At 40.1% G+C, this 25,692-nt stretch carries 21 protein-coding genes; 13 read left to right on the forward strand and 8 right to left on the reverse strand.

Translation table 11 applies throughout. From position 1 onward, the window contains the following. Window positions 1-72: 72 nt before the first annotated feature. Entirely contained in the window at window positions 73-1,707 is a 1,635-nt protein-coding gene (locus AC4E96_RS05995) for an anthranilate synthase component 1 (protein ID WP_490255191.1), read from the reverse strand. 349 nt (window positions 1,708-2,056) lie between these two features. Between AC4E96_RS05995 and AC4E96_RS06000 the strand changes: the two genes are divergently transcribed. From AC4E96_RS06000 to rluB, 5 genes are all read left to right on the forward strand, one after another. Next, window positions 2,057-2,902: a PHP domain-containing protein gene (locus AC4E96_RS06000; protein WP_490255192.1), complete on the forward strand. Its 846-nt coding sequence runs from the start codon at window positions 2,057-2,059 to the stop codon at window positions 2,900-2,902. A gap of 58 nt (window positions 2,903-2,960) precedes the next feature. Next, entirely contained in the window at window positions 2,961-3,581 is a 621-nt protein-coding gene (locus AC4E96_RS06005; protein WP_488033075.1) for an L-threonylcarbamoyladenylate synthase, read from the forward strand. 61 nt (window positions 3,582-3,642) lie between these two features. Then, the gene (locus AC4E96_RS06010; protein WP_490255221.1) at window positions 3,643-4,443 is read left to right on the forward strand and encodes a segregation and condensation protein A; all 801 of its coding nucleotides are present in this window, start codon (window positions 3,643-3,645) and stop codon (window positions 4,441-4,443) included. Next, window positions 4,436-5,074 (forward strand): SMC-Scp complex subunit ScpB, encoded by a 639-nt coding sequence (gene scpB, locus AC4E96_RS06015; protein ID WP_488033076.1) that lies wholly within the window; start codon window positions 4,436-4,438, stop codon window positions 5,072-5,074. Before AC4E96_RS06010 ends, scpB begins: the two co-directional genes overlap by 8 nt. A gap of 23 nt (window positions 5,075-5,097) precedes the next feature. Beyond that, window positions 5,098-5,964 carry a 23S rRNA pseudouridine(2605) synthase RluB gene (rluB, locus tag AC4E96_RS06020; protein ID WP_490255193.1) on the forward strand — a complete coding sequence of 289 codons (867 nt, stop codon included), beginning with the start codon at window positions 5,098-5,100 and terminating at the stop codon, window positions 5,962-5,964. 107 nt (window positions 5,965-6,071) lie between these two features. Here the strand turns inward: rluB and AC4E96_RS06025 are convergent, their stop codons facing one another. Beyond that, a complete protein-coding gene (locus AC4E96_RS06025) occupies window positions 6,072-7,652 on the reverse strand; it encodes a DUF3369 domain-containing protein (RefSeq protein ID WP_490255194.1) in 1,581 nt (526 codons plus the stop codon). Window positions 7,653-7,828: 176 nt separating this feature from the next. On the opposite strand from AC4E96_RS06025, the gene AC4E96_RS06030 reads away from it, so the two are divergent. Further along, window positions 7,829-9,784 carry a sensor histidine kinase gene (locus tag AC4E96_RS06030; protein WP_490255195.1) on the forward strand — a complete coding sequence of 652 codons (1,956 nt, stop codon included), beginning with the start codon at window positions 7,829-7,831 and terminating at the stop codon, window positions 9,782-9,784. 119 nt (window positions 9,785-9,903) lie between these two features. Here the strand turns inward: AC4E96_RS06030 and AC4E96_RS06035 are convergent, their stop codons facing one another. Then, complete coding sequence (locus AC4E96_RS06035) at window positions 9,904-10,653, reverse strand: YciK family oxidoreductase (protein WP_490255196.1); 750 nt, start codon at window positions 10,651-10,653, stop codon at window positions 9,904-9,906. 236 nt (window positions 10,654-10,889) lie between these two features. Between AC4E96_RS06035 and AC4E96_RS06040 the strand changes: the two genes are divergently transcribed. The 3 genes from AC4E96_RS06040 to AC4E96_RS06050 all read left to right on the forward strand — a co-directional run bounded on the left by AC4E96_RS06040 (window position 10,890) and on the right by AC4E96_RS06050 (window position 17,197). Continuing rightward, complete coding sequence (locus AC4E96_RS06040; RefSeq protein ID WP_490255197.1) at window positions 10,890-13,553, forward strand: VolA/Pla-1 family phospholipase; 2,664 nt, start codon at window positions 10,890-10,892, stop codon at window positions 13,551-13,553. A 105-nt stretch (window positions 13,554-13,658) separates the two neighbouring features. Next, on the forward strand, window positions 13,659-14,693 hold the full coding sequence (gene sohB, locus AC4E96_RS06045) for a protease SohB (protein WP_490255198.1): 1,035 nt from the start codon (window positions 13,659-13,661) through the stop codon (window positions 14,691-14,693). 38 nt (window positions 14,694-14,731) lie between these two features. Then, the gene (locus AC4E96_RS06050) at window positions 14,732-17,197 is read left to right on the forward strand and encodes a S9 family peptidase (RefSeq protein ID WP_490255199.1); all 2,466 of its coding nucleotides are present in this window, start codon (window positions 14,732-14,734) and stop codon (window positions 17,195-17,197) included. A 67-nt stretch (window positions 17,198-17,264) separates the two neighbouring features. Here AC4E96_RS06050 and rrtA read toward each other — a convergent pair whose 3' ends face one another. Continuing rightward, window positions 17,265-17,864, reverse strand: a complete 600-nt coding sequence (gene rrtA, locus AC4E96_RS06055; RefSeq protein WP_490255200.1) for a rhombosortase — start codon at window positions 17,862-17,864, stop codon at window positions 17,265-17,267. 83 nt (window positions 17,865-17,947) lie between these two features. Here rrtA and ggt point away from each other — a divergent pair, with 83 nt between their 5' ends. After that, window positions 17,948-19,702 (forward strand): gamma-glutamyltransferase, encoded by a 1,755-nt coding sequence (ggt, locus tag AC4E96_RS06060; protein WP_490255201.1) that lies wholly within the window; start codon window positions 17,948-17,950, stop codon window positions 19,700-19,702. Window positions 19,703-19,718: 16 nt separating this feature from the next. Here ggt and AC4E96_RS06065 read toward each other — a convergent pair whose 3' ends face one another. Further along, a complete protein-coding gene (locus AC4E96_RS06065) occupies window positions 19,719-20,177 on the reverse strand; it encodes a hypothetical protein (protein WP_488033086.1) in 459 nt (152 codons plus the stop codon). Window positions 20,178-20,289: 112 nt separating this feature from the next. Continuing rightward, window positions 20,290-21,258, reverse strand: coding sequence for a cysteine synthase A (gene cysK / locus AC4E96_RS06070; RefSeq protein ID WP_488033087.1), 969 nt, complete (start codon window positions 21,256-21,258; stop codon window positions 20,290-20,292). A 236-nt stretch (window positions 21,259-21,494) separates the two neighbouring features. Between cysK and AC4E96_RS06075 the strand changes: the two genes are divergently transcribed. From AC4E96_RS06075 to AC4E96_RS06085, 3 genes are read left to right on the forward strand one after another with little or no spacing between them, the layout of a single operon-like run. Continuing rightward, complete coding sequence (locus AC4E96_RS06075) at window positions 21,495-22,403, forward strand: transcriptional regulator GcvA (RefSeq protein ID WP_488033119.1); 909 nt, start codon at window positions 21,495-21,497, stop codon at window positions 22,401-22,403. Beyond that, window positions 22,396-23,103: an alpha/beta family hydrolase gene (locus AC4E96_RS06080; protein ID WP_490255202.1), complete on the forward strand. Its 708-nt coding sequence runs from the start codon at window positions 22,396-22,398 to the stop codon at window positions 23,101-23,103. Before AC4E96_RS06075 ends, AC4E96_RS06080 begins: the two co-directional genes overlap by 8 nt. Further along, window positions 23,093-23,470 carry a DUF423 domain-containing protein gene (locus tag AC4E96_RS06085; protein WP_490255203.1) on the forward strand — a complete coding sequence of 126 codons (378 nt, stop codon included), beginning with the start codon at window positions 23,093-23,095 and terminating at the stop codon, window positions 23,468-23,470. Before AC4E96_RS06080 ends, AC4E96_RS06085 begins: the two co-directional genes overlap by 11 nt. A gap of 27 nt (window positions 23,471-23,497) precedes the next feature. Here AC4E96_RS06085 and AC4E96_RS06090 read toward each other — a convergent pair whose 3' ends face one another. Together AC4E96_RS06090 and AC4E96_RS06095 are read right to left on the reverse strand one after the other, a co-directional pair. Beyond that, window positions 23,498-25,309, reverse strand: a complete 1,812-nt coding sequence (locus AC4E96_RS06090) for an HDOD domain-containing protein (RefSeq protein ID WP_490255204.1) — start codon at window positions 25,307-25,309, stop codon at window positions 23,498-23,500. Further along, entirely contained in the window at window positions 25,309-25,689 is a 381-nt protein-coding gene (locus AC4E96_RS06095) for a DUF3192 domain-containing protein (RefSeq protein ID WP_488033091.1), read from the reverse strand. The genes AC4E96_RS06090 and AC4E96_RS06095 overlap by 1 nt, the downstream gene beginning before the upstream one ends. Window positions 25,690-25,692: the final 3 nt, after the last annotated feature.

A 25,692-nucleotide genomic window follows, 5' to 3' on the forward strand; every position in this document is an offset into this window, starting at 1 on the left:
AGCTTTTTTAACTCATCAACTAAGTTGTATGTAAATGAGTCGTGATTATCAATAAATATAATTTCAGCCATTTTATACTCCTGCTCTCAATACTGCCTTGATAACAGCACGTGCTTTATTCGATGTTTCTTCTACTTCTGATTGAGGATCACTATCGAATACGACGCCTGCTCCTGCTTGCACGTAAGCTTGACCATTACTGACATAAGCACTTCGAATAACGATACAAGTATCCATGTCTCCACGACCATTTAAATAGCCTACTGCGCCGCCATAACTGCCACGGCGAGTTTGTTCTACATCTCTAATAAGTGCAGCGGCTTTAATTTTTGGGGCACCAACTAGCGTTCCCATGTTCATACAGGCTTGGTATGCATGAAGTGCGTCTAACTCTCCTCGTAATGTACCAACAACACGAGATACGAGGTGCATGACATATGAATACCTATCGACTTTTAAAAGGTCTTTAACATAACGACTGCCTGTTTCACTTATGCGAGCGATATCATTTCTGGCCAAATCAACTAGCATGGTATGTTCAGACACTTCTTTGTGATCGTTTCGCAAGTCTAATTCTATTCGAGAGTCCAAGTCTTTGTTAATTGACCCATCTGGATTGAACCCTCGCTTTCTTGTCCCAGCAATTGGGTAAACCTCTACTTGTTTTGTATTCGCCTCGTACTTTAGAGCTGACTCTGGTGATGCACCAAAAAGTTCAAACTCAGGGTGTCTTAAATAAAACATGTAAGGGCTAGGGTTATCGCTTTTTAACTCTTTGTACGCTGCAATGGCATTTTTACAAGGTAAGGTAAAACCTCGAGAAGGTACTACTTGAAAAACATCACCTTGGATTATGTTATTTTTTAGTTTACTGACTTGCTCTTTAAATTGAGAATCGGATACATCTGGTTTTGCCAAATCAAAATCAATGCTTTTTTGTTTTCCTAACGATTGCTGATCTGCACTAACGTCTCGACTAATGTCTTCTGATAAAATGTGTTGGATTTGTTCGAGTCTCTTACCAACAGCAAAACAGTTTTGATAAACAGACTCACCGCTAAATACATTACCAACGAGTTCAGTAGTTCTTTTCTTATGGTCGATCACCATTAATGTTTCTGCAAGATAAAAGGCGTAGTCTGGTGTGTTGTTTACGCCATTTGGTACGTCTGGTAATTGTTCAAAATTCGCCAACATATCATATGCAAATACACCGCCTAGAAATAACGCATAAGGCTCTTTTTCATTGTGTTTTATCTGATTGATGACCGCCCTTAAAACTTCAAACGCATTAATTTGAATAAGCCTTTGTTCTTCATCAAGGTCGCTATCTTGCTTTTTGAAAACGACAGTAAGTGCATCGAACTCACTATCTTTACTTGCGTTGTTTGTTTTGACAGTGACACTTTCTTTGTAAGGGGAAGAATTAAATACTTTTCGCATGTGGCTGATGACTGCTTGACCATTTTCATTTTGCGCTTTTGCATTTACTTCGAGCCCATAACACTCAAAGACAACGGCGGTGTCTATCAACATGATGCTTTTCAATTCATCTTTACTATCAATTTCGGCGGACTCAAGCAACAAACTGTATTTATTGTTCTGTGTTAAGCGCTCGAACGTTATTGTTGGTTCACTCACATAGTCACATTTAAGGCCAATGCTTGTTACTTCGCCCGGACTGGTTGTTATTTGATTGAATAACATCGTTCTCTTCTTTAAGTTTTCTGTCACCAACAACTAGTTGGCTAATTTTGGATACAAAAAAACCCGCTAAAAGCGGGTTTGATTATGAATTTGTGCTATAAAAAGCCAGATACAGATCATCCACCCGCGTTAATTAGGAATCCACCACCAATGCCAAGTACGAGTTGAATGTAAAGCAATCATTAAATTGTCTCTTCTGTGTATCTATCTGTTTTTAAAGTGCCTATATAAAAACGCGTTTTAGCATAACTGTCAATGCCAAATTCAAATAGAATGCGATTAAATGGTAGAACATAACGGTATATGCCATAATCGCGCTAGAAAAACTGAATTATAAAAGGTGTCGTTTTTGAAAATTGACTTGCACAGTCATACTACTGAATCTGACGGCTCTCTAACACCGAGTGAGTTAGTGATGCGCGCATCAGTAAAACAGGTAGACGTATTGGCCATCACAGATCATGATTCGGTTGCAGGAGTTCAGGCTGCTTACGACGAAATTAGCAGTAAAAAGCTTCAACTAGATTTGGTTGCTGGCGTCGAAATATCGACAAAATGGAACGGCTTCGATATTCATATTGTTGGTTTGTGTATTGACATTCAATCGAAACAATTAAATACGTTGTTAGCGGAGCAAAGACAAAAGCGCCAAGAGAGAGCACAAAAAATAGGTGAAAAGCTCGAAAAGAAAGGATTGTCTGGCACAGTAGCATTAGCAACTAAGCTTGCTGGTGGCGAATCAATTAGTCGAAGCCATTTTGCTAAAGCGCTCTTGGAGTTGGGCTATATTAGTAACTTTGATCAAGCATTTAAAAAATATTTAGGTAAAGGCAAAAGCGCATTTGTGACACCGCAGTGGTGCACTATTGAGGAGGCTTGTCGTTCTATTAGAGAAGCTGGTGGAATAGCAGTTTTGGCGCACCCAGTTAGGTACGATTTATCAAATAAGTGGTTAAGAAAGTTGATCAGTGAGTTTAAATTGGCAGGTGGTGATGCTATCGAAGTAGGGTTAGTCCAAATGAACCCAGATCAAAAGAAGTTTGTTGCGCAATTAGCGCATGAAAATGATTTGATGAGTTCGCAAGGTTCTGACTTTCACCATATTGGCCGTTGGACAGAGTTAGGCCGTAACTTATCGGTCACTGAGCATTGTAGCCCTGTTTGGGAACATAGCCGCTGGTCTGTATTAACATAAATGAAAACAAGCCACGTTGTAACCAATTACTACAACAGGCAAAAAGTAAGAGTAGATTATGAGCCAATTTTTTCACATTCATCCAGACAATCCACAAGGTCGATTAATTAGCCAAGCTGCTGAAATAATTCGCAAGGGTGGCATTGTTGTTTATCCGACTGATTCTGGTTATGCGATTGGCTGCGCTATTGGCGAGAAAAAAGCCATGGAGCAGATCACTCGTATCAGAAAACTCGATAAGACCCACAACTTTACGTTGGTTTGTAGCGATCTTTCTGAAATTGCCAATTTTGCGCGAGTCGACAACCAAGCATTTAGAGCGATTCGTTCGCTAACGCCTGGTCCGTTTACATTTATTTTCAAGGGGACAAAAGAAGTCCCTAAACGATTGTTAAATGAAAAACGAAAAACAATCGGAATCCGAGTCCCGAACAATAAAATTGCATTGGCATTATTAGAAGAATTAAAAGAACCACTAATGTCGGCGTCACTGTTATTACCTGGTGATACCTTTGCTGAGTCAGACCCTGAATTGATCAGAGAGCGACTAGAAAAGCAAGTAGACCTGGTCATTCATGGTGGCTTCTTAGGTGAAAAACCTACGTCAGTTGTTGATTTTTCAGAAGGCGAGCCAGTTGTTCTTCGAGAAGGTGAAGGTGACGTCAGTCAATTTCAGTAGAATAGGCTAAAAGGTTAAGTAAGCAGGGAAGTCTGTGCAAAATCAAATTGATACAACAGAAATGGTTCAACAAGAACTACCGCTTGCCTTAGTGCGAGGCGAGATAGTGATTGAAAAGCCTCAAGATCTATTTATTCCGCCCGATGCACTCGAAGTTTTTTTAGAAGCATTTGAAGGGCCGTTGGATTTTTTGTTGTATCTCATCAAAAAACAAAAGTTTGATATTGTTGATTTACCGATATTTGAAATCACCAAACAATATATGGAATACGTTGAGGTGATGCGTAAACTCAAGCTTGAGTTAGCTGCTGAGTACTTAGTAATGGCAGCCATGTTAGCGGAAATTAAGTCACGTCTGCTTTTGCCCAAACACGACTTTGAAGATGATCAAGAAGAAGATCCGCGAGCAGAATTAATTCGTCGCCTTCAGCAATATGAAGTAATTAAAGACGCTGCCCAAAGCCTAGATGCGTTACCACGAGCACAGCGCGACTTTTTCCCGGTTGAAGTTAAAAAGCCCAACAATCTTAAGTTAGAGGTTCCTGAGCCAGAGGTGTCTCTTCAAGACCTAGTAGTTGCATTTCAGGCGGTATTAAAAAGAGTAGATGCTTTTGCGCATCATGAAATATCTAAGGAACGTTTGTCGACTCGTGAACGCATGTCTCAGATACTATCGCAACTTCAGGAAGCGGATGGGTTCGTAGATTTTAATTGTCTGTTTAGTGTCGAAGAGGGTAAACCCGGAGTGGTTGTTACTTTTCTTGCTATTCTTGAATTATTCAAAGAAAAGCTAATAGATGTGATTCAAGCTTCGGCTTTTAACCAAATCCATGTAAAATACCGTGAGGCCGACTATGATTAATCCTGTAGAGTCGATAGCAGTGAGTAATATTTCAAAGAATGAACTAAAACGCATTGTTGAAGCGGTGGTATTTTCCAGTAAGCAGCCAATTACCATAGATAAAATTCAGGCTTTGGTATTTGCAGATACATCTATAAAGAAAATAGAAATTGAAGATGCTTTGATTCAACTACAAAAGGATTATAAAAATAAAGCCATTAGCTTAGTTGAGTTAGCGAGTGGTTTTACTTTTCGTACTAAAGAGGCGTTTGCACCTTGGATTTCGAAACTATGGCAAGAAAAGCCGACCAAGTACTCCCGTGCGTTGTTGGAAACACTAGCGTTAATTGCTTATCAACAGCCGATAACACGTGGTGAAATCGAAGATATAAGAGGCGTCGCAGTAAGTAGTCATATCATAAAGACACTTATAGAAAGAGATTGGATCAAAGTGATAGGGCACAAAGAAGTGCCGGGTAGACCATCCTTGTATGGTACTGACAAACCATTTTTAGATTATTTTGGTTTGCGTAGTTTATCGGAGTTACCTCAATTGATGGAGCCTGAAACACTAGAAGCGGTAGCATTGCGATTGGAAAATGAATTATCAGGTCCGGAACCATCCGAGCCTAAAACTCAGCAACCACATTAAACTGAGAAAGAGAATTAAATTAGATGAGTGAAAAGTTACAAAAAGTATTAGCACGTTCTGGCGTAGGTTCTAGAAGAGAAATGGAATCATACATTGCCAATAATAGAGTCAGTGTTAATGGTAACGTTGCAAAATTAGGTGACCGAGTAGACGGCACAGAAACGATTCGTGTTGATGGGCATATTGTTGATGTTCGCAGTAAAGAAGAAGAGATTTGTCGCGTTCTTATGTACAACAAACCTGAAGGTGAGATGTGCACAAGAAAAGATCCTGAGGGGCGTCCAACGGTATATGATCGACTACCACAACTCAAAAACAGTCGTTGGATTGGTATAGGTCGTTTGGATGTGAATACTTCTGGTTTACTGCTTTTCACCAATGACGGTGAATTAGCAAATCGTTTAATGCACCCAAGTTACGAAATTGAGCGAGAATACTCAGTCCGAGTCTTTGGTGAGGTAACCAACGAAACAATACAAAACATCACTAAAGGCGTAGAACTTGAAGACGGGTTAGCGAAGTTTGACAAAGTCAAAGCCGAACGCAACATGAATGACGAAGGTAAAAACAAGTGGTATACCGTAAGTCTTCGTGAAGGCAGGAATCGTGAGGTTAGACGCTTGTGGGCTTCACAAGATGTTACTGTTTCACGATTAGTACGTGTTCGATACGCAGACGTAAAATTAGACCGTAGGCTGATTCAAGGCGGCTGGAAAGAGCTAGGGCTAGATGACCTTAACACCCTGCGTAAAAAGGTAGGTTTGGACCGTGAGTTACGCGAGTTTAACCCGAACGTACAAAAAGAGACGGCCCAGACAAGGCGTGTCGAGCATGCTCGAATTAAACGAGCGGTTAAAAAACACAAAATTCGACAAACTAAAAAGCGATAATCTGTTGGTATAATCGGTTTTATTTAAAAAGGTCACTGCTTAAGAGTGACCTTTTGTATTATGGGGCAGGCTAAATGCAAAATAGGTTAGCTATTGAATTGGACACATTAGGCGGTTTTCTCTAAAACTTCATCCCTATATTGCTCGAAGATCTCAACAAATTCACTATTGTATTCTTCAAAAATCTCTATCAACTTAGGATCAAACTTTATACCTTTCTGTTCGGTAATAAACTTATTTACGTCCTCTTGCGCCCATGCAGGCTTATAACAACGTTTACTCATAAGCGCATCAAATACATCGGCAACGGCGGTGATTCGACCATAGATATGGATCTCTTCACCTTTATAACCATTGGGATAACCTGAGCCATCCCAATTTTCATGATGCTGTCCAGCGATAATAGCACCCGCTTGAAATATTGGTTTTTCCATGTGACGTAAACTATTAAAGCCTACTTCAGCATGTGTTTTCATTACTTCCCATTCATCTGGATCTAAAGGACCCGGTTTGTTTAATATGCTGTCTGGAATCGCAACTTTTCCAACGTCGTGCAGTGGCGACGCGTAATATAACTCATCAATTTCATGCTCTGTAAGACCATATTTCTGAGCCATCAACTTAGAATACATTGCGACCCTTCTTACGTGGTTACCAGTTTCTTTGGAGCGTGATTCGGCTAATTCACAAACCGAGTAGATAATATCTTTTTGTGTATTAGTGACATCTTCATAAAGTTCTATATTTTCAAGCGCTATAGATACGTTTTTACAAAACAGTTCAATGAGAGAGTAATCTATATGGTTTATTTCTGTAGAACCTTTAATACATAAAACCAATTTTTTGCCGCCGTATACGTTGGAGAAAGTAATACTGTTTTTGTCGGTTATAATTTGGCTTTGTGTCGTCTCTTGGGCTTTATCTTTAACTTCATTAAATAGTTCTGAGTCATCAATAGACAATTCGCTGGTTTGATGGTCACTGCCTTGCTTCACAGCGGCAATAAGCTGCAGGTCCTGCTCGTCTTGTTTAGCCATAAGTGCGTCATATTCCATTAAAAATACGTCGTCCTCTAAGTACAAGATCGCTGCTAGTTGTTCGAGTGCGCCTTGAGCAAAGCCTTTTATGGAATTTTTTTCAAGTATTGTAGCAGTCGCATCAATCACTTTTTCAAGACCGAGGCGATGTTTGTCTAGGGCAATAATATCACGGTAAGAACGCAACGCTGTATAAACCACTGAGTGAAGCTTTTTAGCGGTCAGCTCTGTTTTTTCTGTGTAACCGTTTATATCATATTGTTCAATGACTTCTACTTCTGGAGCTTGACCAGGTTGGCCCGTTCTTAATATGACTCGGACATTGTGATTATCGAGTTCATTTCGAATGTGGTTGACGGTTTTAAGGCCCGCATCATCGGACTCCATGACAACGTCAAGTAAAACGACAGCGACATCGTTTTCATTCGCTAACAACTCACAAGCTTCTTTTCCGGAATAACAATGTAGAAATTCAAGTGGCTTCTCAGCGAACTTAAATTGACCCAATGCAATTTCAGTAATTTTATGAATACTAGGTTCATCGTCGACAATTAATACCTTCCATGGAGAGTGCTCTTCTGCTCCCTCATCGGCTACGACCTCTGCCTCAGGTGCAAAAACAAATGCACTATCTAAACCATCGTTGGACATAGATTTTTGTTCCCATAGTTAATCTAAAATTTTGTGCTACTTTTAATTATAGGTGGCAGCGGTGGTTGTGCGTAACTGCCTGTCTACATTTAATTAAATAGAAGAGGATTGCGGTCTTGTCAATTTTTTTACGTACTCTGATATTGGTAATGGGAACGGCGCTTGCAGCGTTATTAATGTTAGCTATTTTGACCGTAAACTTTAGTCAAAACTACATTAACACCTCTCTCACACAACGACTTGATGCATTAATTAGAAACCAAGAAATCAAAGTTAGTCAGGCACTAGACAGTTGGACGGAATCCGCGGCTTTGATATCAAATAACTCGCAGTTAGCATCAATCATAAGTGAGTATAATGAAAGTGGTGATCCTAACGAATATGTAAAGCTTCGGAATATACTCAATGACATTCTAGAGTCATCAGGTGTGTTGGTTAAGTTGAGTATTTTAACGCCAGAGAGAGAACCTATAGCAAGTCTCGGGTTTCTAAATGAAGTAGAAAGGGGAGCAATTCTAAGAGATGTAAGTGAAGGTTATAGCTTTGGATTCCACAAGATTAGCAAAACAACAATTGGCAAAACATATATCCACTTAAATGAGCCTGTTGTTTATCAAGATGAACTGATAGCTGAGCTAGATATCATTATTGATGTGACTGGGTTTGTAGAAGCCTTTTATGACAAAACAGGTTTAGGAGAAGGGGGATTTACCAGAGTATTAACGTTGACAGCTGTAGGGACTTGGGTCGATATCGAAACCTTGAAGGTTAAACAATCAATTAAGACTGATAAAACCTTGGATAACATTGAATATGATGGTTTATTGTCGTCCTTCTCTAACAACCGAGAAGAGTTTATTACAATATCAAGGCGTCTGAGCGGTCGAAATGTCATATTAGAAGTAAACCTAAATAAATCTGAAGTGTTTGTAGGTATAGACGAATTTTATTCACAGCTCATTATTGCATTTTTTATAGCTATGCTCATTACCGGGGTTATAGGGTGGTTATTTAGCCGGCAAATTACTAGCCCTATTAGAAGGATCAATCAAACGGTTGGAAAAGTAGCGGAAGGGGAAAAGCATATCCCCATTGTCAGTGAGCCAAGAGACCCATTAGAGATAAAAACATTAACAGAAAATATTGCCCAGATGGCTAATAGTCTCTGGAAAATGAACGAAAACTTAGAAACTGTTGTCTCACAGCGAACCGCGCAGTTAACACAATTAACAGAAAACTTAGAGCTCGCGGTCGATGAACGAACAAAAGAGTTTCAAGAGGCCAATGCCTTGTTGCTTGATGCTTTAGAAGAACTTCATGACACTAAGAGTGAGTTGGTTAAAGCAGAAAAGATGGCGTCACTCGGTGAGCTTGTCGCGGGTGTCGCACACGAAATTAATACGCCTTTAGGTGTAGCGGTAACTGGTATAAGCCAAATAGAAGGCCAACTACTCCAATTAGAGACGAACAAAAACACCGGCAAACTAACGGCTTCTAATTTTGATGGGTTTATTGAAGAAACCAAAAACCTTGTAGAGTTGATGAATGACCAATTATCTGTTGCTTCTACACTAATAAAGAACTTTAAGGAAGTGGCCGTCGATCAGAATAATATCGACATAAGGGAAATTGAATTAAATAGTTATATGAATAAAGTAATGGATACGGTTAAACCGAAGTTTAAACCAACGAATATAGATTTGTTTTTAGAGTGTGAGGAAGGCCTCTCAATATCAACTCAACCGGGGGCATTCTCACAAGTTATATCTAATTTATTACTTAACAGTTTAATTCATGCCTATGATGAGAACGAAGTTGGTATGGTTCAAATTAAATGTACGCAACAAAATGATAAGGCAGTTGTCGAGATCAGTGATGATGGTAAAGGTATAAGCGAGGAAAACCTTCAAAAAATATTTGATCCTTTCTTCACAACCAAACGAGGTAGTGGTGGTAGCGGACTGGGTTTGAGCATAGTTTACAACATCGTTACAGAGGCGTTAGGTGGGAAGATAGAGGCATGGAGTGAAGTGGGTAAAGGAACCAAATTTACCCTGACGCTTCCAATTGTTTTGACTGTTGAAGAGGCGAGTGCAACGAAGGAAAAAGAAGACAATGGAGAAAGCGATTAAAAACGGCATCTCAACCCAGTAGCTCGAATTATCCAATTCTAGCTAATAAAAAGGCACTGATTAAAGTGCCTTTTTTAGTATTATAGAACGGTCTAACGCTCGTTTAACATGACAACTGGCTATTTGGGTTGTAAGTCAATTGATTGACCGGTTATTCCAATGCTGTCGTCTGACATTAGGTATAAATAACCAGGCATTAACTCTTCAGGCGTCTTTAATTTTGTCACATCTTCACCAGGATATGCTTTTGCACGCATTTTAGTTTTGGTTGCGCCTGGATTAATACAATTTACGCGTAAATTCGTGTGATCGTATTCATCTGCCATTGTTTGCATTAAGCCCTCGGTAGCAAACTTTGAAAAGGCGTATTCTCCCCAAAATGCTTTGCCTTTTTTACCGACCGAGCTAGAAGTAAATATAACGGATGGGTTTTCTGCTTTTTTTAATACCGGCAACAATGCTTGGGTTAAGAAAAAAGTCGCTTTAAAGTTAACCTTCATGACTTTGTCAAAGCTTTCTTCCGTCGCAAACTCGATTGGGTTAAGACTCGCTAGTATAGACGCATTATTTAGCAGTCCATCTAGACGACCAAACTCATTCTCAATAGTAGCAGCCATGTCTTGATAGTTTCTAACGGTGGCACCTTGCATATCCAACGGAATTATTGCAGGTTCTTTGCCACCATTATTAACGATTTCATCATAAACGGCTTCAAGCTTCTTTACTGTTCGACCTAATAAAATAAGTTCGGCACCGTATTGAGCAAATGTTAAAGCGGCTTGTTTGCCAATACCATCGCCAGCACCAGTCACCAAGATCACTTTGTTTTCTAATAGTTTATTGTTTTTGGGAAACTCAGAAAGGTTCATAATTCACTTCAATAATTTAATTTATGCTAGATATGTTACAGGGCATCGCAATTAAATTCATTATTCGCTACAATTTTTTACATCCAATTTATTGTAAGGGCTAGCTTATTCTTTTTTTCTAATGTAACTTTAACTGGTCTAAGCTGTTAAAAATGTCCAAATTAATAAGCGAAGGTACGCGATGTGGCTTTGCAACAATAATAAAATATAAAGAAACAAGGACTCTGGGGAGAACAATGAAAAAATTAGTACTTAGTATAGCGATTACAAGTGCGTTGGGTCTTACAGGCTGTGATGATACGACTTTAGAAGACGTACAGGCTGAAAACGCTCAACAAAAAGCTGAAATTAAAGCGACCGCTGTTGCCGAAGCAACAACGCCTCGAGTAAGAACCGTATTTAATCCATCTGATGGCGAGTTGTCGATTCCGAACGACCTGCTATTTAGTGGCACTACTGACGGCACGTTAGAAATTCCTGCAGAAGTTGCACAAAAAGAAGCGGGTGAAGGCCTAGATTATGGTAATCCACAAGTTGCGATTGGTGCGCTAGACGGTTGGGGTACTCAAAACTCTTTTACTATCGCCCTAGATTTTGAAAGCGAAGAATTATCAATTGACCCAGCTACTATTGCCCCTGGTGCTGTTGCGTTGTATCAAGTAGAAAAATTTCCATCATTAACAGATCCAGATTGTTCAGATGCGACAAAAGCTGGCTTGTTATGTAAAGGTCACAAGGAATTAACTTTTGGTGTTGATTTTGTAGCAACAATTAGTGGTAAAGACATTGCAATTGTGCCCCTTAAGCCATTTATGGCTGGTGCAAGTTATGTAGTTGCACTAACTGATGATATCAAGGATAGCGCAGGTAATTCACTTGCTCCGTCTGAAACGTACGCATCACTTAAGGCCGATATAGCGACTTCTCCAATTGTTTTGCCGTCTATTCCAGATAGCGAATTAAATGCGACACAAGCAGGTATTCGTTTATTACAAACAATGATCAATAATTTTGAAGACGTGCTTGAGTCTGATCTAAATGCTGATGCATCAAAGATTACTTACACACAAGCGTTTACGGTTCAATCTGCAGGTGTTCCAGCGTCTGATCCACTTCAAGTTGTAAAACAATTAAATGGTAAGGTTTTCGGTGAGACTGCCGCTGTTGATGCGAGTGCTGTAGCTACCGTTATCGCACCTGTCCAGGTTCAAGTTGCTGCCGATACATTTGTAAGCATCTCTGTAGCAGATGCATTAGCGGCTGAAGGTTTAATTCCTTCAGATCCAATGGACCCGACTCACTTGCTATTTAAATCGGGTAACCTTTACTCAGGTAGCATAAGCGTTCCTTATTACCTTGATTCTGACATGAAAGCACTAACAAGTCGTTGGGAAGCTGCATGTGACTCTGGTGTCATGTTACAAGCATTATCAGATGATCAGAAAGCGGCACTATCTGCCGGCGCTGGTGATAACCATGAATTGTGTTCTCAATTTGGTTTAGCGGATTTTGGCATTGATGAATTCCGTCACTTGACCAAATACAATCCAATCCCAGCGGTTAAGTCGATGCAAGACGTAAACGTACAGGTTACTTTACCTAATCCAGATGTAGCGAACATGGTTCGTCCTTCATTTGGCTTACCAGCGGATCTAGCTAAGCCAATGACAGGCTGGCCTGTTGTTATTTTACAACATGGCATTACGTCTCAGAAAGAAGATATGCTTGCGATAACAGGCGTTCTATCTGCGATGGGTTTTGCTACCGTTGCAATTGACCACCCATTACATGGCGAACGCGGCTTCACATTAGAAGATGGTACGGTAATCAATGCGTCTAGCTCTGTAGAGGGTAGCAGCGCAACAAATTACCTAAACCTTGCGAGTTTATTGTCAGGTCGTGACAATATGCGTCAATCTATTGCTGATGGCTTAAAACTAAGACTGTCACTTAACGCTATGGTTGATGCGACAAACCCAACGGTAGCGACGATTGACCCTAGTGAAGTACATTACTTTGGTCACTCGCTGGGCGGCATTACTGGCGTTGGTTTCACCGCTGTTGCAAATAGCCCAACGGGTGTAGAAGAACTGGACGCACTATATAAGATCACCAGTTCTGTACTAGCTAACCCTGGTGCAGGCGTAGGTAACTTCTTGCTAGAGTCAGGCGCATTTGGTCCGTTGGTTAAAGCATCAGTTATTGCAGGTCTTGAAAACGACTTAACAGCAGCGCTTATGGCAAAGCTAGCTCCAGAAGAGTACATGCAAATCATCGCAGCAAACCCGAGTTGTGCCGCGGCACTTGATGCTGAAGGTAATGTCGTAGACCAAAATGTTGCTTTAGTTTGTGCATATGAAGCGCTAATGGCGACCGCAACAGACGAGCAAAAAGCAGATGCAGCCGCAGCCTTTGCATCGTTCTCGTTTGCAGCACAAACAGTTGTCGATGCAGCTGACCCTACAAACTATGCGCAAACGCTAGTTGCGACTCAAACACCAGTATTAGTTTATGAAATGGTTGGTGATTTGGATGAGGGTGGCATGAACAAGCCAGACCAAGTTGTACCTAACAGCGTTTCGACTAATCCATTAGCCGGTACGTCAGGTCTAGAAGCACAAATGGGCTTAACTAAACTTGATAAACAAGCGCTGATGACGACGGAAGGTTCACTTCAAGCGATTGCTGAATTCAGATATGGTGCGCACTCAACTGTGTTGAGTCCAGCTACTGAATTAGAAGGAGCTTACCCTACATTGTTTGGTGCGGTTAACCAAGAAGCGCAAGCAATGGCAGGCACGTTCTTCCTAAGTAAAGGAACAATTGTTTCTGTTTCAGAAGGCGGTTTTAACGCTTGTTTAGTTAAAGGCGCAAACCCAGAAGTTTGTACTGCTGAATAATTAGCTTTTTATCTTACAAAAAACCAGCTTCGGCTGGTTTTTTTATGCAATTTATTTATGTTGTGAAACAATAACGAAATCACAAATTCTAAGTAGGAGAATAGATTGGAATTTTTATATGAATACGGCCTGTTTCTGACCAAGGCGGTTACTATTGTTGTTAGTGTTGCTGTCATTATCGGGTTATTTGTAGGTGCGGCGGTAAAACAAAAACAAAACAAAAAAGGTGAGTTAGTCGTTGAGTGTTTAAGTGATGAGTTTGAAGACGAAATAGATTCTCTTCGAAAATCTATGTTGGACAAAGACGAACTAAAACAATACGAAAAAGAACAAAAGAACAAAGCTAAGAAAGAAAAAAAACAAAATAAGAATAACGAGCAAACTAAAAAGCCAAAGATGTTTGTTATTGACTTTGATGGCGACGTTGAAGCGAGTGCGACAGAGTCTCTACGCGAAGAAATTACTGCTATCATATCAATCGCACAACCAGGCGATGAAGTATTAATTAAGTTAGAGAGCCCTGGTGGATTAGTTCATGGATATGGACTGGCAGCATCACAGATTAACCGTCTAAAAGAGAAAGATATTAAGGTAACTGCGGCCGTAGATAAGGTAGCGGCTAGTGGCGGTTATATGATGGCCTGTGTCGCTGATAAGATTGTGGCAGCGCCTTTTGCGATTTTGGGCTCTATTGGTGTTGTCGCGCAATTACCAAACGTCAATAAGTTACTAAAAAAACATGACGTTGAAATCGAACAGCACACAGCTGGAGAATACAAACGGACGCTGACTGTCCTTGGTGAAAATACCGATAAAGCGAGAGAGAAGTTTAAAGAAGAACTAGAGCACACTCATGTTTTATTTAAAGACTTTGTTTCGAAAAACCGCAGTGAACTCGATATAGATAAAGTTGCGACAGGTGAACACTGGTATGGTCTTCAAGCTAAAGAGTTAAATCTTATCGATGACATTAAAACAAGTGATGATTTGGTTTTAGAATCGCACCAAACGTTCGATGTGTTTAGTGTTGAATACAAAATCAAACACAACCTAGTAGAGAAGCTAGGGGTAGTGTCTGCAAATACGTTAACCAAAGTGGTAGGGCGACTTTCAACTTGGTCACTGACAAATTCAAAATAAAAACACAAAAATTTAACAAAAAATCAAAAAAGAAATTTATGAATTATAAAAACTATAAGCTTACACGCTTTTTGTCTACTGCGGTCTTGGGCGCGGTCGCAATCATCGGAAATGCTAATGCCGTAGCAAGTTCAAGTGAAACAGTTACAACTAGTGACAGAGCGATAACCCTTGAAAAAATCATGTCAGATCCTTCTTGGATTGGAAACACCCCTAAAGGTGCAAAATGGTTACCTGATAGTCGCCACATTACTTATACACAAAACGTGGCGAATAGTGCGATAGATAAAGTTGTTAGATTAGATACACAGGCTGGAAGCGACAAAACCAAAGCGGCTCAAGTTGGCCTCGATGCATTACATACAGTCAAACTAACTCAAACTGTTTATAACGATACCCATGCAGCCTACGTGTTTAATGGTGATATTTTTGTAACGAATCTACGATCGAACAAAACCAGACAGATTACATTTACCTCAGCGAAAGAATCGTCGCCGCAATGGTTGTTAGATGGCTCTTTGGGTTATTGGCAGAGGCAAACGTTTTTTACGGTCGACCTTGATAGCAATGTAACAAAAGAGTTGTTTAACGTTGTAATGGCTGAAGCACCAACGGCCCCTGAAGGTCCTAAAGACATTATTGCTAAAGAACAACATCAATTAATAGGGTATGTGGCAAAAGAGTTTGCTAAAAAGCAAGAGCGCTTTTCTCATGCTCAAGAACTAAAAGAACAAAACCAAGCGGCCAACAAGCCAACGTTTTATTTTGGCAAGGGGCAGCTGTTAAGAACCGCGAAAGTGTCACCGAAGGGCGATAAGGTGCTGGTTGTCACTGCGCCTAAAACACAACGTCGTGGCGAAAACGATTTAATGCCGAACTATATTGGCCAAGACGGTCGCATTCAGTTTGAAAAAGTAAGACGTCGTGTCGCTGATGCGAAGCCAGTCCAACAATCATTTTTTGTTGTTGACTTGATTACCAAAGAAGTAAAAGAGTTAGCTATTTCTGACCTGCCTGACTTTGATAAAGATGTCCTCGCAAGTGTTAAAGCTGAGAACGCTGAAGCACTAGGTAAAACGTACGAATCAAAACCATCTCCTCGACACATTAACTTGATCGTCGATTGGACATGGGATCAATCAGCAGTGCAGTGGCACCCTAAAGGGAACCAAGTAGCAATCATGCTGGAAGCGTGGGATAACAAAGACCGTTGGTTAGCTACTGTCGATTTTAAAAAGAATAAATTTCTCACCCAACATCAACTACACGATGATGCGTGGATTAACTATACCTTCAATGACTTTGGCTGGTTCCCTAACTCAGAAAAGTTGTATTACCTGTCAGAAGAGAGTGGATACTCGCACCTTTACACAAAGCAGCTGAAAGACAAACGTGCTAAACAGCTGACTAAAGGGGAATTTGAGGTTTCACAAGTAAAGTTAGACAAACAAGGTAAATCTTTTTTCTTTAGAGCCAATGTTAATCATCCTGGTGAATACCATATCTATAGGCTAAGTAGTGAAGCGAAGAAAGAAGGCGCACCTTCGCCATTAACTTCAGAACTAATTGGTGATAACAATTACAAATTGAGCCCAGATGAGTCAAAATTGTTGATTTCCCACTCAAGCTTATTGCGCCCAACTGAACTTTACTTGGTAGATTTATCTTCCAAGCATACAACTAAGCTTACTGATACCGTATCTGCAGAATTTAAGGCGATGCCTTTCAAGGCACCTAAAATAATTGCTGTACCTTCGAGTCACACAGATAAGCCTATTTATGCACGCCTTTATCTTCCAGAAAACTACAAGGAAGGCGAAGCGCGCCGTGCAGTAATCTTTAACCACGGAGCAGGATATTTACAAAACAGCCATAAAGGCTGGTCAGGTTACTTTAGAGAATTTATGTTCCATAATATGTTAGCGGAGCAAGGTTATGTCGTTCTTGATATGGATTATCGTGCTTCTAAAGGTTATGGCCGTGACTGGCGTACTGCAATTTACCGTCAAATGGGCACACCAGAAACTCAAGACTTGGTTGATGGCGTTGATTGGTTGGTAAACAACGCAAATGTTGATCGTGAACGCGTTGGCACATACGGTGGTTCTTATGGTGGCTTTATGACCTTTATGGCATTGTTTACCGAGCCTGACTTGTTCCAAGCTGGTGCGGCTTTAAGGCCAGTTACCGACTGGGCACATTATAACGATGGCTATACGTCAAATATCCTTAACCGCCCAGAAGACGATATGATAGCTTATCGAAGAAGCTCTCCAATTTATTTTGCAGAAGGTTTGTCGAAACCGCTTTTAATAAATGCACCTATGATCGATGACAATGTGTTTTTTGTAGACGTTGTGCGTCTGGTCCAGCGTATGATCGAATTAGAAAAGGAAGATTTTGAGACTGCAATCTACCCTGTAGAGCCGCATGGTTTTAGAGAGCCATCAAGTTGGCTTGATGAGTACCGTCGAATTTACAAGTTATTTGAAGAAAACTTATAACTTGTTAGCTAGAGACTTGAAAGACTGCTTCGGCAGTCTTTTTTTTGCTGATTTTATTAGCGAAGCGTTAGGTTACTTTAAAAGTATCGATATACTTTTTACGTGACAAATACGTTATGCCAAAAATAAAACCAAGAACAACACCAATAGCATGTGCTTCATATGCAACGGCAGCATTTATCAGTTTGCTCGTGCCATCGTCTGTACCGAGCAGCATTTCCCAAGCAACTTTTGAAATCATACCTACTAGCAATAAATAACCACTTTTATCTTTGCGTTTAATGTCGACAAACGCGCCAACGACCAACAGAAAGTGAATAATGCCTGAAAAGCCAAAATACAAATTATAAAAGGCGAAATACCAAAGGCATATGCCAATACAAATAGAGGCTATCCCTACGATATTAAGCAGGCGAAAGTTCGGATAATATTCACCATGTAATGCCCAGACGAGCAATAAGCCAGCACAATTTAAAAAAGCATGGTTCAAGTTTGAATGAACAAATTGACCGGTGACAACCCGCCAAACTTCACCTTGGCTAATAGCCTCGGTATCAAATATAACGTATTTGATATCAGAGCTACCAATAAGGGTCATAACGATGCACGCGATCATCAACCCCAAAAATGGCAGGGTATATTTTAATTGAGTGGGAAAACCTAGCAATTGAACCTCTTTTAACTTGATTGCCTATGTTTTTAAATTGGATTTGTTACCATGTAGACATGTCAGTAGTTTTTAGGATTTTTATGCGGTTATTAACCCTTATTCCATTTGTTTTTGCAAGCACTGTGTTTTCACAGCAAGTAACGGACAAGCAACAAGAATCAGCATCAAAGGCGGTTCCAGAAGCATTTACTGGTCTTAATTATACGAAGGCAAGCTATTCTAAAAAAGGTATGGTTAGTGCTGCTAATCCCCATGCAGTAAATGCAGCTATCACTATTTTAAAAAAGGGCGGTACTGCCGTAGATGCTGCAATAGCAGCTCAAGTTATGTTGACCTTGGTTGAACCTCAAAGTTCAGGTATTGGTGGCGGTGCCTTTATGCTTCATTATTCAAACTCTGATAAGACTTTGCGTTCTTATGATGGCAGAGAAACCGCACCGTTAAAAGCCACTCCAGAGCTGTTCTTGGGCGAAGATGGTAAGCCACTTCGATGGATTGACGCTGTAGTGGGAGGACGTTCAGTAGGTGTACCCGGTATTTTGAGGATGCTAGAAAAAGCACATCAAGCTCATGGGAAATTAGATTGGCAGATTCTATTACAACCAACCATTGACTTGGCAACGTCTGGTTTCGTTGTAAGCCCAAGGTTAGCAAAGTTAGTACAGATGGAAATGAACCCAGGGCTTAAGCACTCAGTGAGCGCAAAGGGCTATTTCTATCCTAATGGTAAAGCGTTAAAAGCCGGACAACGAATTACTAATCTACCATATGCGACGGTACTTAAAGACATAGCCAAAAATGGTGTTGATTCATTTTACAAAGGCAAGATAGCGAAACAAATCGTTCAAGCGGTGACGACTTCACCTGTGGCGCCCGGTTTGTTAAGTACTAACGATTTAGCCAATTACGAAGCAAAAGAGCGCGAGCCAGTTTGCATTGATTACCAATCTAAAGAGCAGTTTAAAGTTTGCAGTATGGGGCCACCAAGTTCTGGTGGTATCACCGTTTTACAAATTTTAAAGTTATTAGAGCGATTTGATTTGGACCAGTCTCCTTATTTAAGCCCATTAACGGTTCATCGTTATACACAAGCAGCAAAATTAGCATTTGCTGATAGAGACAGGTATATCGCAGATAGTGATTTTGTAGATGTTCCAGTTGCCAAAATGTTGGACTCAACTTACCTACAACAACGCTCGTTACTTATCAGCGATACCAAAGATATGGGTAAGGCAAAGGCGGGTGACTTTTCATTAGAACGCCAAAGTAGTCAAAGTCTCTCGCAACCAAATACCAGTCATTTATCCATTATTGACGCCAGTGGAAATGCAGTGTCTATGACCTCTAGTATTGAAATGGGTTTTGGGTCGACGGTGATGAGTAATGGTTTTTTATTAAATAACCAGTTAACGGACTTCTCTCTTAACCCAGTTAAAAAGGGCAAATTGGTTGCTAATCGTGTCGAGGGTAACAAACGACCTAGAAGCTCGATGAGCCCTGTTATTGTTTTTAAGAACGATGAATTATACGCAGTAATAGGCTCTCCAGGCGGCAGCCGGATCATTAATTATGTTGGTTTCGCTTTGGTGGGGCTTTTAGAATTTGGAATGGATATGCAAGCTGTTGTTGATTCTCCTCGAGTTTCTAATCGAAATGGTTATACAGGGCTTGAAGCTAATCAGGGCTTAGAAGCATTAAAAAGCGCATTAATGCAAAAAGGGCATAGAGTTAAGGTTATACCGATGACATCTGGTATTCATGGTATTTTGAAAACTAAAGAGGGGTGGCAGGGCGCAGCTGATCCACGTCGTGAGGGAACAGCCGTTGGTCTCTAAGGGACTTGTTATAATGCTATCTGCGGGCGTAGGGATCGCCCGCTATCTTTGATATTTTCCATTTTCCTTTTACTTTCTCAAATTTTACCTGTCGTAAGTCGTTAACTCTATCACCCTGATAAAAACCTGAAAATAGAATGTTAACCGAAGTCGTTTTTGCAATATCTGTCTCTACTTGGCTCAACGTCCTGTCAATTTTTAATTCGACGCCTGGATCAAACTGTAAATTTAAAACATAACGTGCATAACCTTTGGTGCTTCCATAAGACTTTATAATACGAGCATGGCTCTTGGTTGATAAAGAAAGTGCTTTGTCTAAATCACTTTCATTATAAAGCGCATCGAAAAAAGCCAATGCTTTGTATTCCGGAGTATTGGGGTTTGCAAATGCTGGTATGTTTTCGCTTTGACGACCACAAGAACATAACAACAGAATAACAGATAAAAGTGAGACAATTTGAAAGGTTTTATTCACAAACAACTAATCCTATTCTGATGGATAGTTTTAGTTTATATACGAATGTGCAGTTTTAAAAGGGTCATCAACATAATAATGATGACCCTTGAGGTTAACGGTAGGTTTTGGACTACTGAACTAGTTCTTCGTCACCAAACTCACCAGCAAATAATGGCGATGACAAGTAACGTTCAGCAGAACTAGGGATAATGACAACGATGTTCTTGTCTTTGTATTCGTCACTTTCAGCTAAGCGTTTGGCGGCAACAACTGCTGCACCAGAAGAAATACCCGCTAAAATACCTTCTTCTTTCATTAATCGGTGCGACATTTCCATCGCTTCTTCGTTGGTCACTTGCTCAACGGCGTCGATCATTTCTAAGTCTAGGTTTTTAGGAATAAAACCTGCGCCAATACCTTGAATTTTATGAGGTCCTGGCTTTAACTCTTCACCGGCTAATTTTTGAGAGATGACAGGAGAATCTTTTGGCTCAACCGCTACCGACGTTATCGCCTTACCTTTTTCTAGTTTGATGTAACGACTAACACCAGTGATCGTTCCACCTGTGCCTACACCTGCGACAAATACGTCGATATTACCGTCAGTTGCTTCCCAAATTTCAGGCCCAGTAGTTTCAAAATGAATTTGTGGGTTGGCTGGGTTTTCAAATTGTTGAAGTAACACATATTTATCAGGTGCACTTTCGACAATCTCTTTTGCTTTCGCAATAGCACCACCCATGCCTTTTGGCCCTTCGGTTAAAACAAGGTTTGCGCCAAGTGCTTTGAGTAGTTTACGGCGCTCAAGACTCATTGTTTCTGGCATGGTTAATGTCAATTTGTAACCACGAGAAGCAGCGACGAATGCCAATGCAATACCAGTATTGCCTGAGGTTGGCTCAATTAATTCTTTGTCTTTTGTCAAAACACCCGTTTTTTCGGCATCCCAAATCATGTTAGCGCCAATACGACATTTTACACTAAAAGAGGGGTTTCTTGCTTCCATCTTCGCAAATACGTTACCAGTAGTTACGCGGTTAAGTTTGACTATTGGAGTGTTACCAATACTTGTTGAGTTGTCTTCAAAGATTTTTGTCATGGGAGTTCTCAATATCTATAAATAATAAAGTGAGTATACACAGAACATGTGGGAATTTAGGTCAATTTTAAAAGCACGAAACTGAATATATTATGCAGCTTGTTTATATAACTAAGATTTTGAATACAACAGAATGATTAGAATATAGAGTTATTAAAAGAAGGGCAGTTTATGGTGTCAGTTTTTAACCTTGGGTGGTAAACTTGCCGCAAGAATTTCTAATGATAATAATAACAATGGCACGTAGACTTCCACCCCTCAATTCTTTAAAGGCATTCGAAGCAGCCGCCAGAAACCTTAGTTTCACGAAGGCAGCAGAGGAGTTGTTTGTAACTCAAGCAGCGATAAGTCATCAAATTAAACTTTTAGAAGAGCATTTAAGCATAAAATTATTTATGCGAAGAAATCGATCTTTGCTGCTTACTGAAGAGGGACAGAGTTATTATTTAGACATAAAAGAAGTATTCACACATTTACACGAAGCGACTGAACGCCTTTTGAGTCGTGGAGCTAAAGGGTCGGTAAGTATCGCATTAACACCTAGCTTTGCTATTCAGTGGCTAGTACCGCGGCTTAGTGATTTCTCTCAGCACAACCCTGATATTGATATTAGGATTAAAGCCCAAGATCACGATGAGAACTCGTTAACAGATGATGTAGACGTCGCTATCTACTACGGAAAAGGCCAATGGCACGGTATTCATGCTGACAAGTTGCATACAGAGTATTTGGTTCCTGTATGTTCGCCGTTGTTATTGTCACAAAATGATGGTCTTCGCTCACTTGAAGATTTAAAAGATTTTACATTATTACATGATACGTCGAGAACGAATTGGAAAGACTATATTAAGTCTGTGGGTGTGAGCGGTGTAAATGTCAATCAAGGTCCCGTATTTTCTCACTCATCGATGGTTTTACAAGCCGCAATTCATGGCCAAGGAATAGCGCTAGCACACAGCGTGCTAGCACAACCAGATATTGATTCAGGTCGTTTAGTGGTCCCATTCACGCAAGCACTAGTGAGTGAGAGAGCTTATTATCTTGTATGCCGAGACTCACAAGTAGAAAGCCAAAAGATTAAAGTGTTTAGGCAATGGTTATTAAACAAGGTAAAAAAAGAGCAACAGGAGCTTTCTTTTGATTAATACGTCTGAATCAACTTTGCAAAGAGACATTTATCTCGTTGAAAATGCAAAAGGTACTGTTTTATTGAGCCATGGTGCTGGGGCAGGCAATCGACACACCTTTATGAGGTCTATCGCTGATGGGCTGTGTGAAAAGGGTTTTAATGTTGTGTCGATCAACTTTCCTTATATGCAACAAGCTTACGAGCTAGATAAAAAAAGACCGCCTAATAGGGTGCCACAGTTAGTAAGCTACCTCGAACAAGAACTCGGTCATATTGTCAAAAATTCAGCGCTTAGTGCTCCGTATTTTGTAATGGGTAAAAGCATGGGTGGACGTGTTTCCACGTTGTTGAGCTCGCAATTAGCTGATCGCACGTTAAACAATAACACCGAATTAAACGATGTGGTAAAGGCAACGATCGTATTGGGTTATCCATTTATGCCACCGGGAAAACCAGAAAAGCTGGCTGATCGTATGAGTCACTTTGTTAGCTTATCGTCTCCGCTCTTAATACTTCAAGGTGAGCGTGACACCTTTGGAAATATGGAAACACTTAAAGGCATTGAATTACCTCAAGGTATCGATTTGCAGTGGGTTGTAGATGGAGATCATAGTTTTAAGCCGAGAAAGTCCTCGGGTAAAACGGAACAACAAAACATCGAACAAGCGGTAACACAAAGCGTAGAATATATGGAAAAGGTTATCAATGGCATTTAATAAACGATTAGTTCAATATTCGGCAGTTTTAGGGTTTTGGGGAGTAACGTCAGGCGCATTTGGTGCCCATGCCCTTAAAAGTCAGTTAAGTGAATACGCTATGAGTATTTGGCAAACAGCGGTGCTTTACCTTTTCGTTCATACTATGGTTGTATTGTTTTTGGCCTTATTGAATCCCAATAAATTAACGAAACGTGCAGCGTTGTGCTTCTTGTCTGGGTGTGTTGTCTTTTCTGGTTCACTGCAATTATTGGCGCTCACTGGCACAAAGTGGCTGGGTGCAATTACACCAATCGGCGGAGGGCTCTTTATTGCTGGGTGGTGTTATCTATTTATTTTGGGTTATCAATTTAATAAGAAAAACTGACTTGGTTTAGACGATTATAGTCATTTTTTAAAACAGTTTAGATTGTGGGCCTAATGAATCAATGACTTCGACATAGAGCTGTTTAAGCTCTGCGTCGTTGTAACCAATCATCTTTTGAACACTCTTTAATTTTCCTAGGCTGCATGGCTGGCTGTTCCCCAGATGCATATTCATAAATACCCATTGGCTTAAACAAATGACCGAAACCGAAATTTTAGACGCTCTAGGTAAGGTATTAGGGTCTAAATCGCCTTCAAGAAACTTGAAATAGTCATTTATTGGTGCTTGATATGCTTTAGGAAGTAACCACTGCCTAGTCACTTTATTGACTAACTGTCTCCATTGTTTCGGGTGATTGATAGCAAAGAATTCTGCAAAAGTAGCCTCTGGTTTTTGCTGTAACTTAGACAAGCCGATGCTTGCTGCATACCTACCTTTAGGGATCATCAAAAGTGCGTGCATCATTAATTGATTTATTAAGCCAAAATACTCTGGAATCTCAGCTCCAAAATCATTTGCTAGTTTTTTACCGATCTGAGCCAATTGATTCGCTTTGTTATATGCCTCTTTAGAGCCAATAAACCGTTGTTCATCTTGTATGTGATAGATTTCACTCATACAAACAACTGGATATAACCGAACTATCCCTATTAAAGCAGCAGCGTGTTTGATGTCATTTATAGGTTTTTGAACACGTGTAATATCTGAAGCATATTGCTTGATATAACTTGCTGTTTGAAGGTCTTGTTGTAAATGTTCAGCTATCTTTTTTGTCGTGCTGGTTAAAATAAGTCGAGACAACTCTCTCAAATTATCCGGCGGAAACAAAAAGCACTTGTCTTTCTTGTGTGACAAAAGTTGTTTATTAATACGGGTTATTGCCTCAAATTGACAAAGCTTAGGCCGCGCCAAATCAAGTGCCGTGAAATCAAAGGCCGCTAACTTAGCGGTGAACCGAATCTCATTAGGTTTGTAAATTTCAATGTCGATGTTTTTCAAAAATGGTGACTGTTCAAAGGTTACAACGGTCCACTTCGTACTCTGTTTTAAATGTGTACTTTTACCGATCTTTTGACTTAATGGACGGTAGCATGCGATGAGAAACCCGATTTGATCAACATGAGTTCGGACCAACAACCCTATGTTTGAAAGTCCTGAAATCCTTTCCAAAATCTCAAAGCAATGTCTCCTTACAAAGGGCTTTGATAGTTTATTCAAATGTGTATAAGGAAGCCGGTTCAGCCCATTGAACGGTGTTGACTTATTTCCTGTAAGAAGACCCATCGCTAGCAAGCAGCCATTAACGGTGGTCAAGATGATACTCTGGCTCAACTGTGATTTTGCTTGGTACTCATTAAAACTACCAATTTGAGATAATAGGCGCAGAACTTCGGCATTATTCTTAGTTGCTGTTTTACCTAATGAAAATGCTTGTTTGGCTATTTGACTTAGCGGAATTTGAGTCGGTTTAACAGATGTATTATTTAGTTGCTTTGTCCAAATAAGGCTAAGCAAAAGCGTACTTTTTGCAATATAGATTTGAGATTGACGATCATAATGAAATTGCGACGAGATGGTATTAACCATCAAAACGGTTTTGACGACAAAATTGGTTAAGCGAGTATGGTTGTTGTTTAAATTATTGAGGGCAACAAAATGGAAAAAAGCATCGGTATCCAACAATTTAAAGGACTGTTGGATGGCTTCTGCCAAGTCCTCACTTTTTAATGTATCTTTTTGACGAAAAGTTTTTAACAAAACAGAAAACGTTTCGAACAGAGTTGAAAGTTCTATTCTCGCGGTTTGTTTATCACTGTTATGGTTTTCTTCAATCGTCATTAAAATGCATTATATTTTTCAAAGGCTGTTATTCCCCAAGCAATCAGCTTGCCATCTTTGAATAATAGTGGAGTACATTCGTCTTTTGTCGTAATGCCATCAGATTTCGCATGATTCGTACGATAAAACATAACTTGTAACGTTTTATCTTCGTCCATTCTGGCTTCTGTAATATCGGGGGCACCGAGCAGTTCAATAATCTTATCGCGAGTGTAATTCTTAGAAAGGTCTAGTTGATTAATGAATTTTAGATTATAAGATTGCCTGTCTTCCCAAGTCATTTGATCCGGATCATCCTTATAAAAGGTAAGTACCAGCGCAGCAAAGACGCCGTATAACACAAAACCGATGACGACATATTTGAAAACAGAGTTTTTCATTTC

The organism is Psychrosphaera sp. (assembly GCF_982872775.1).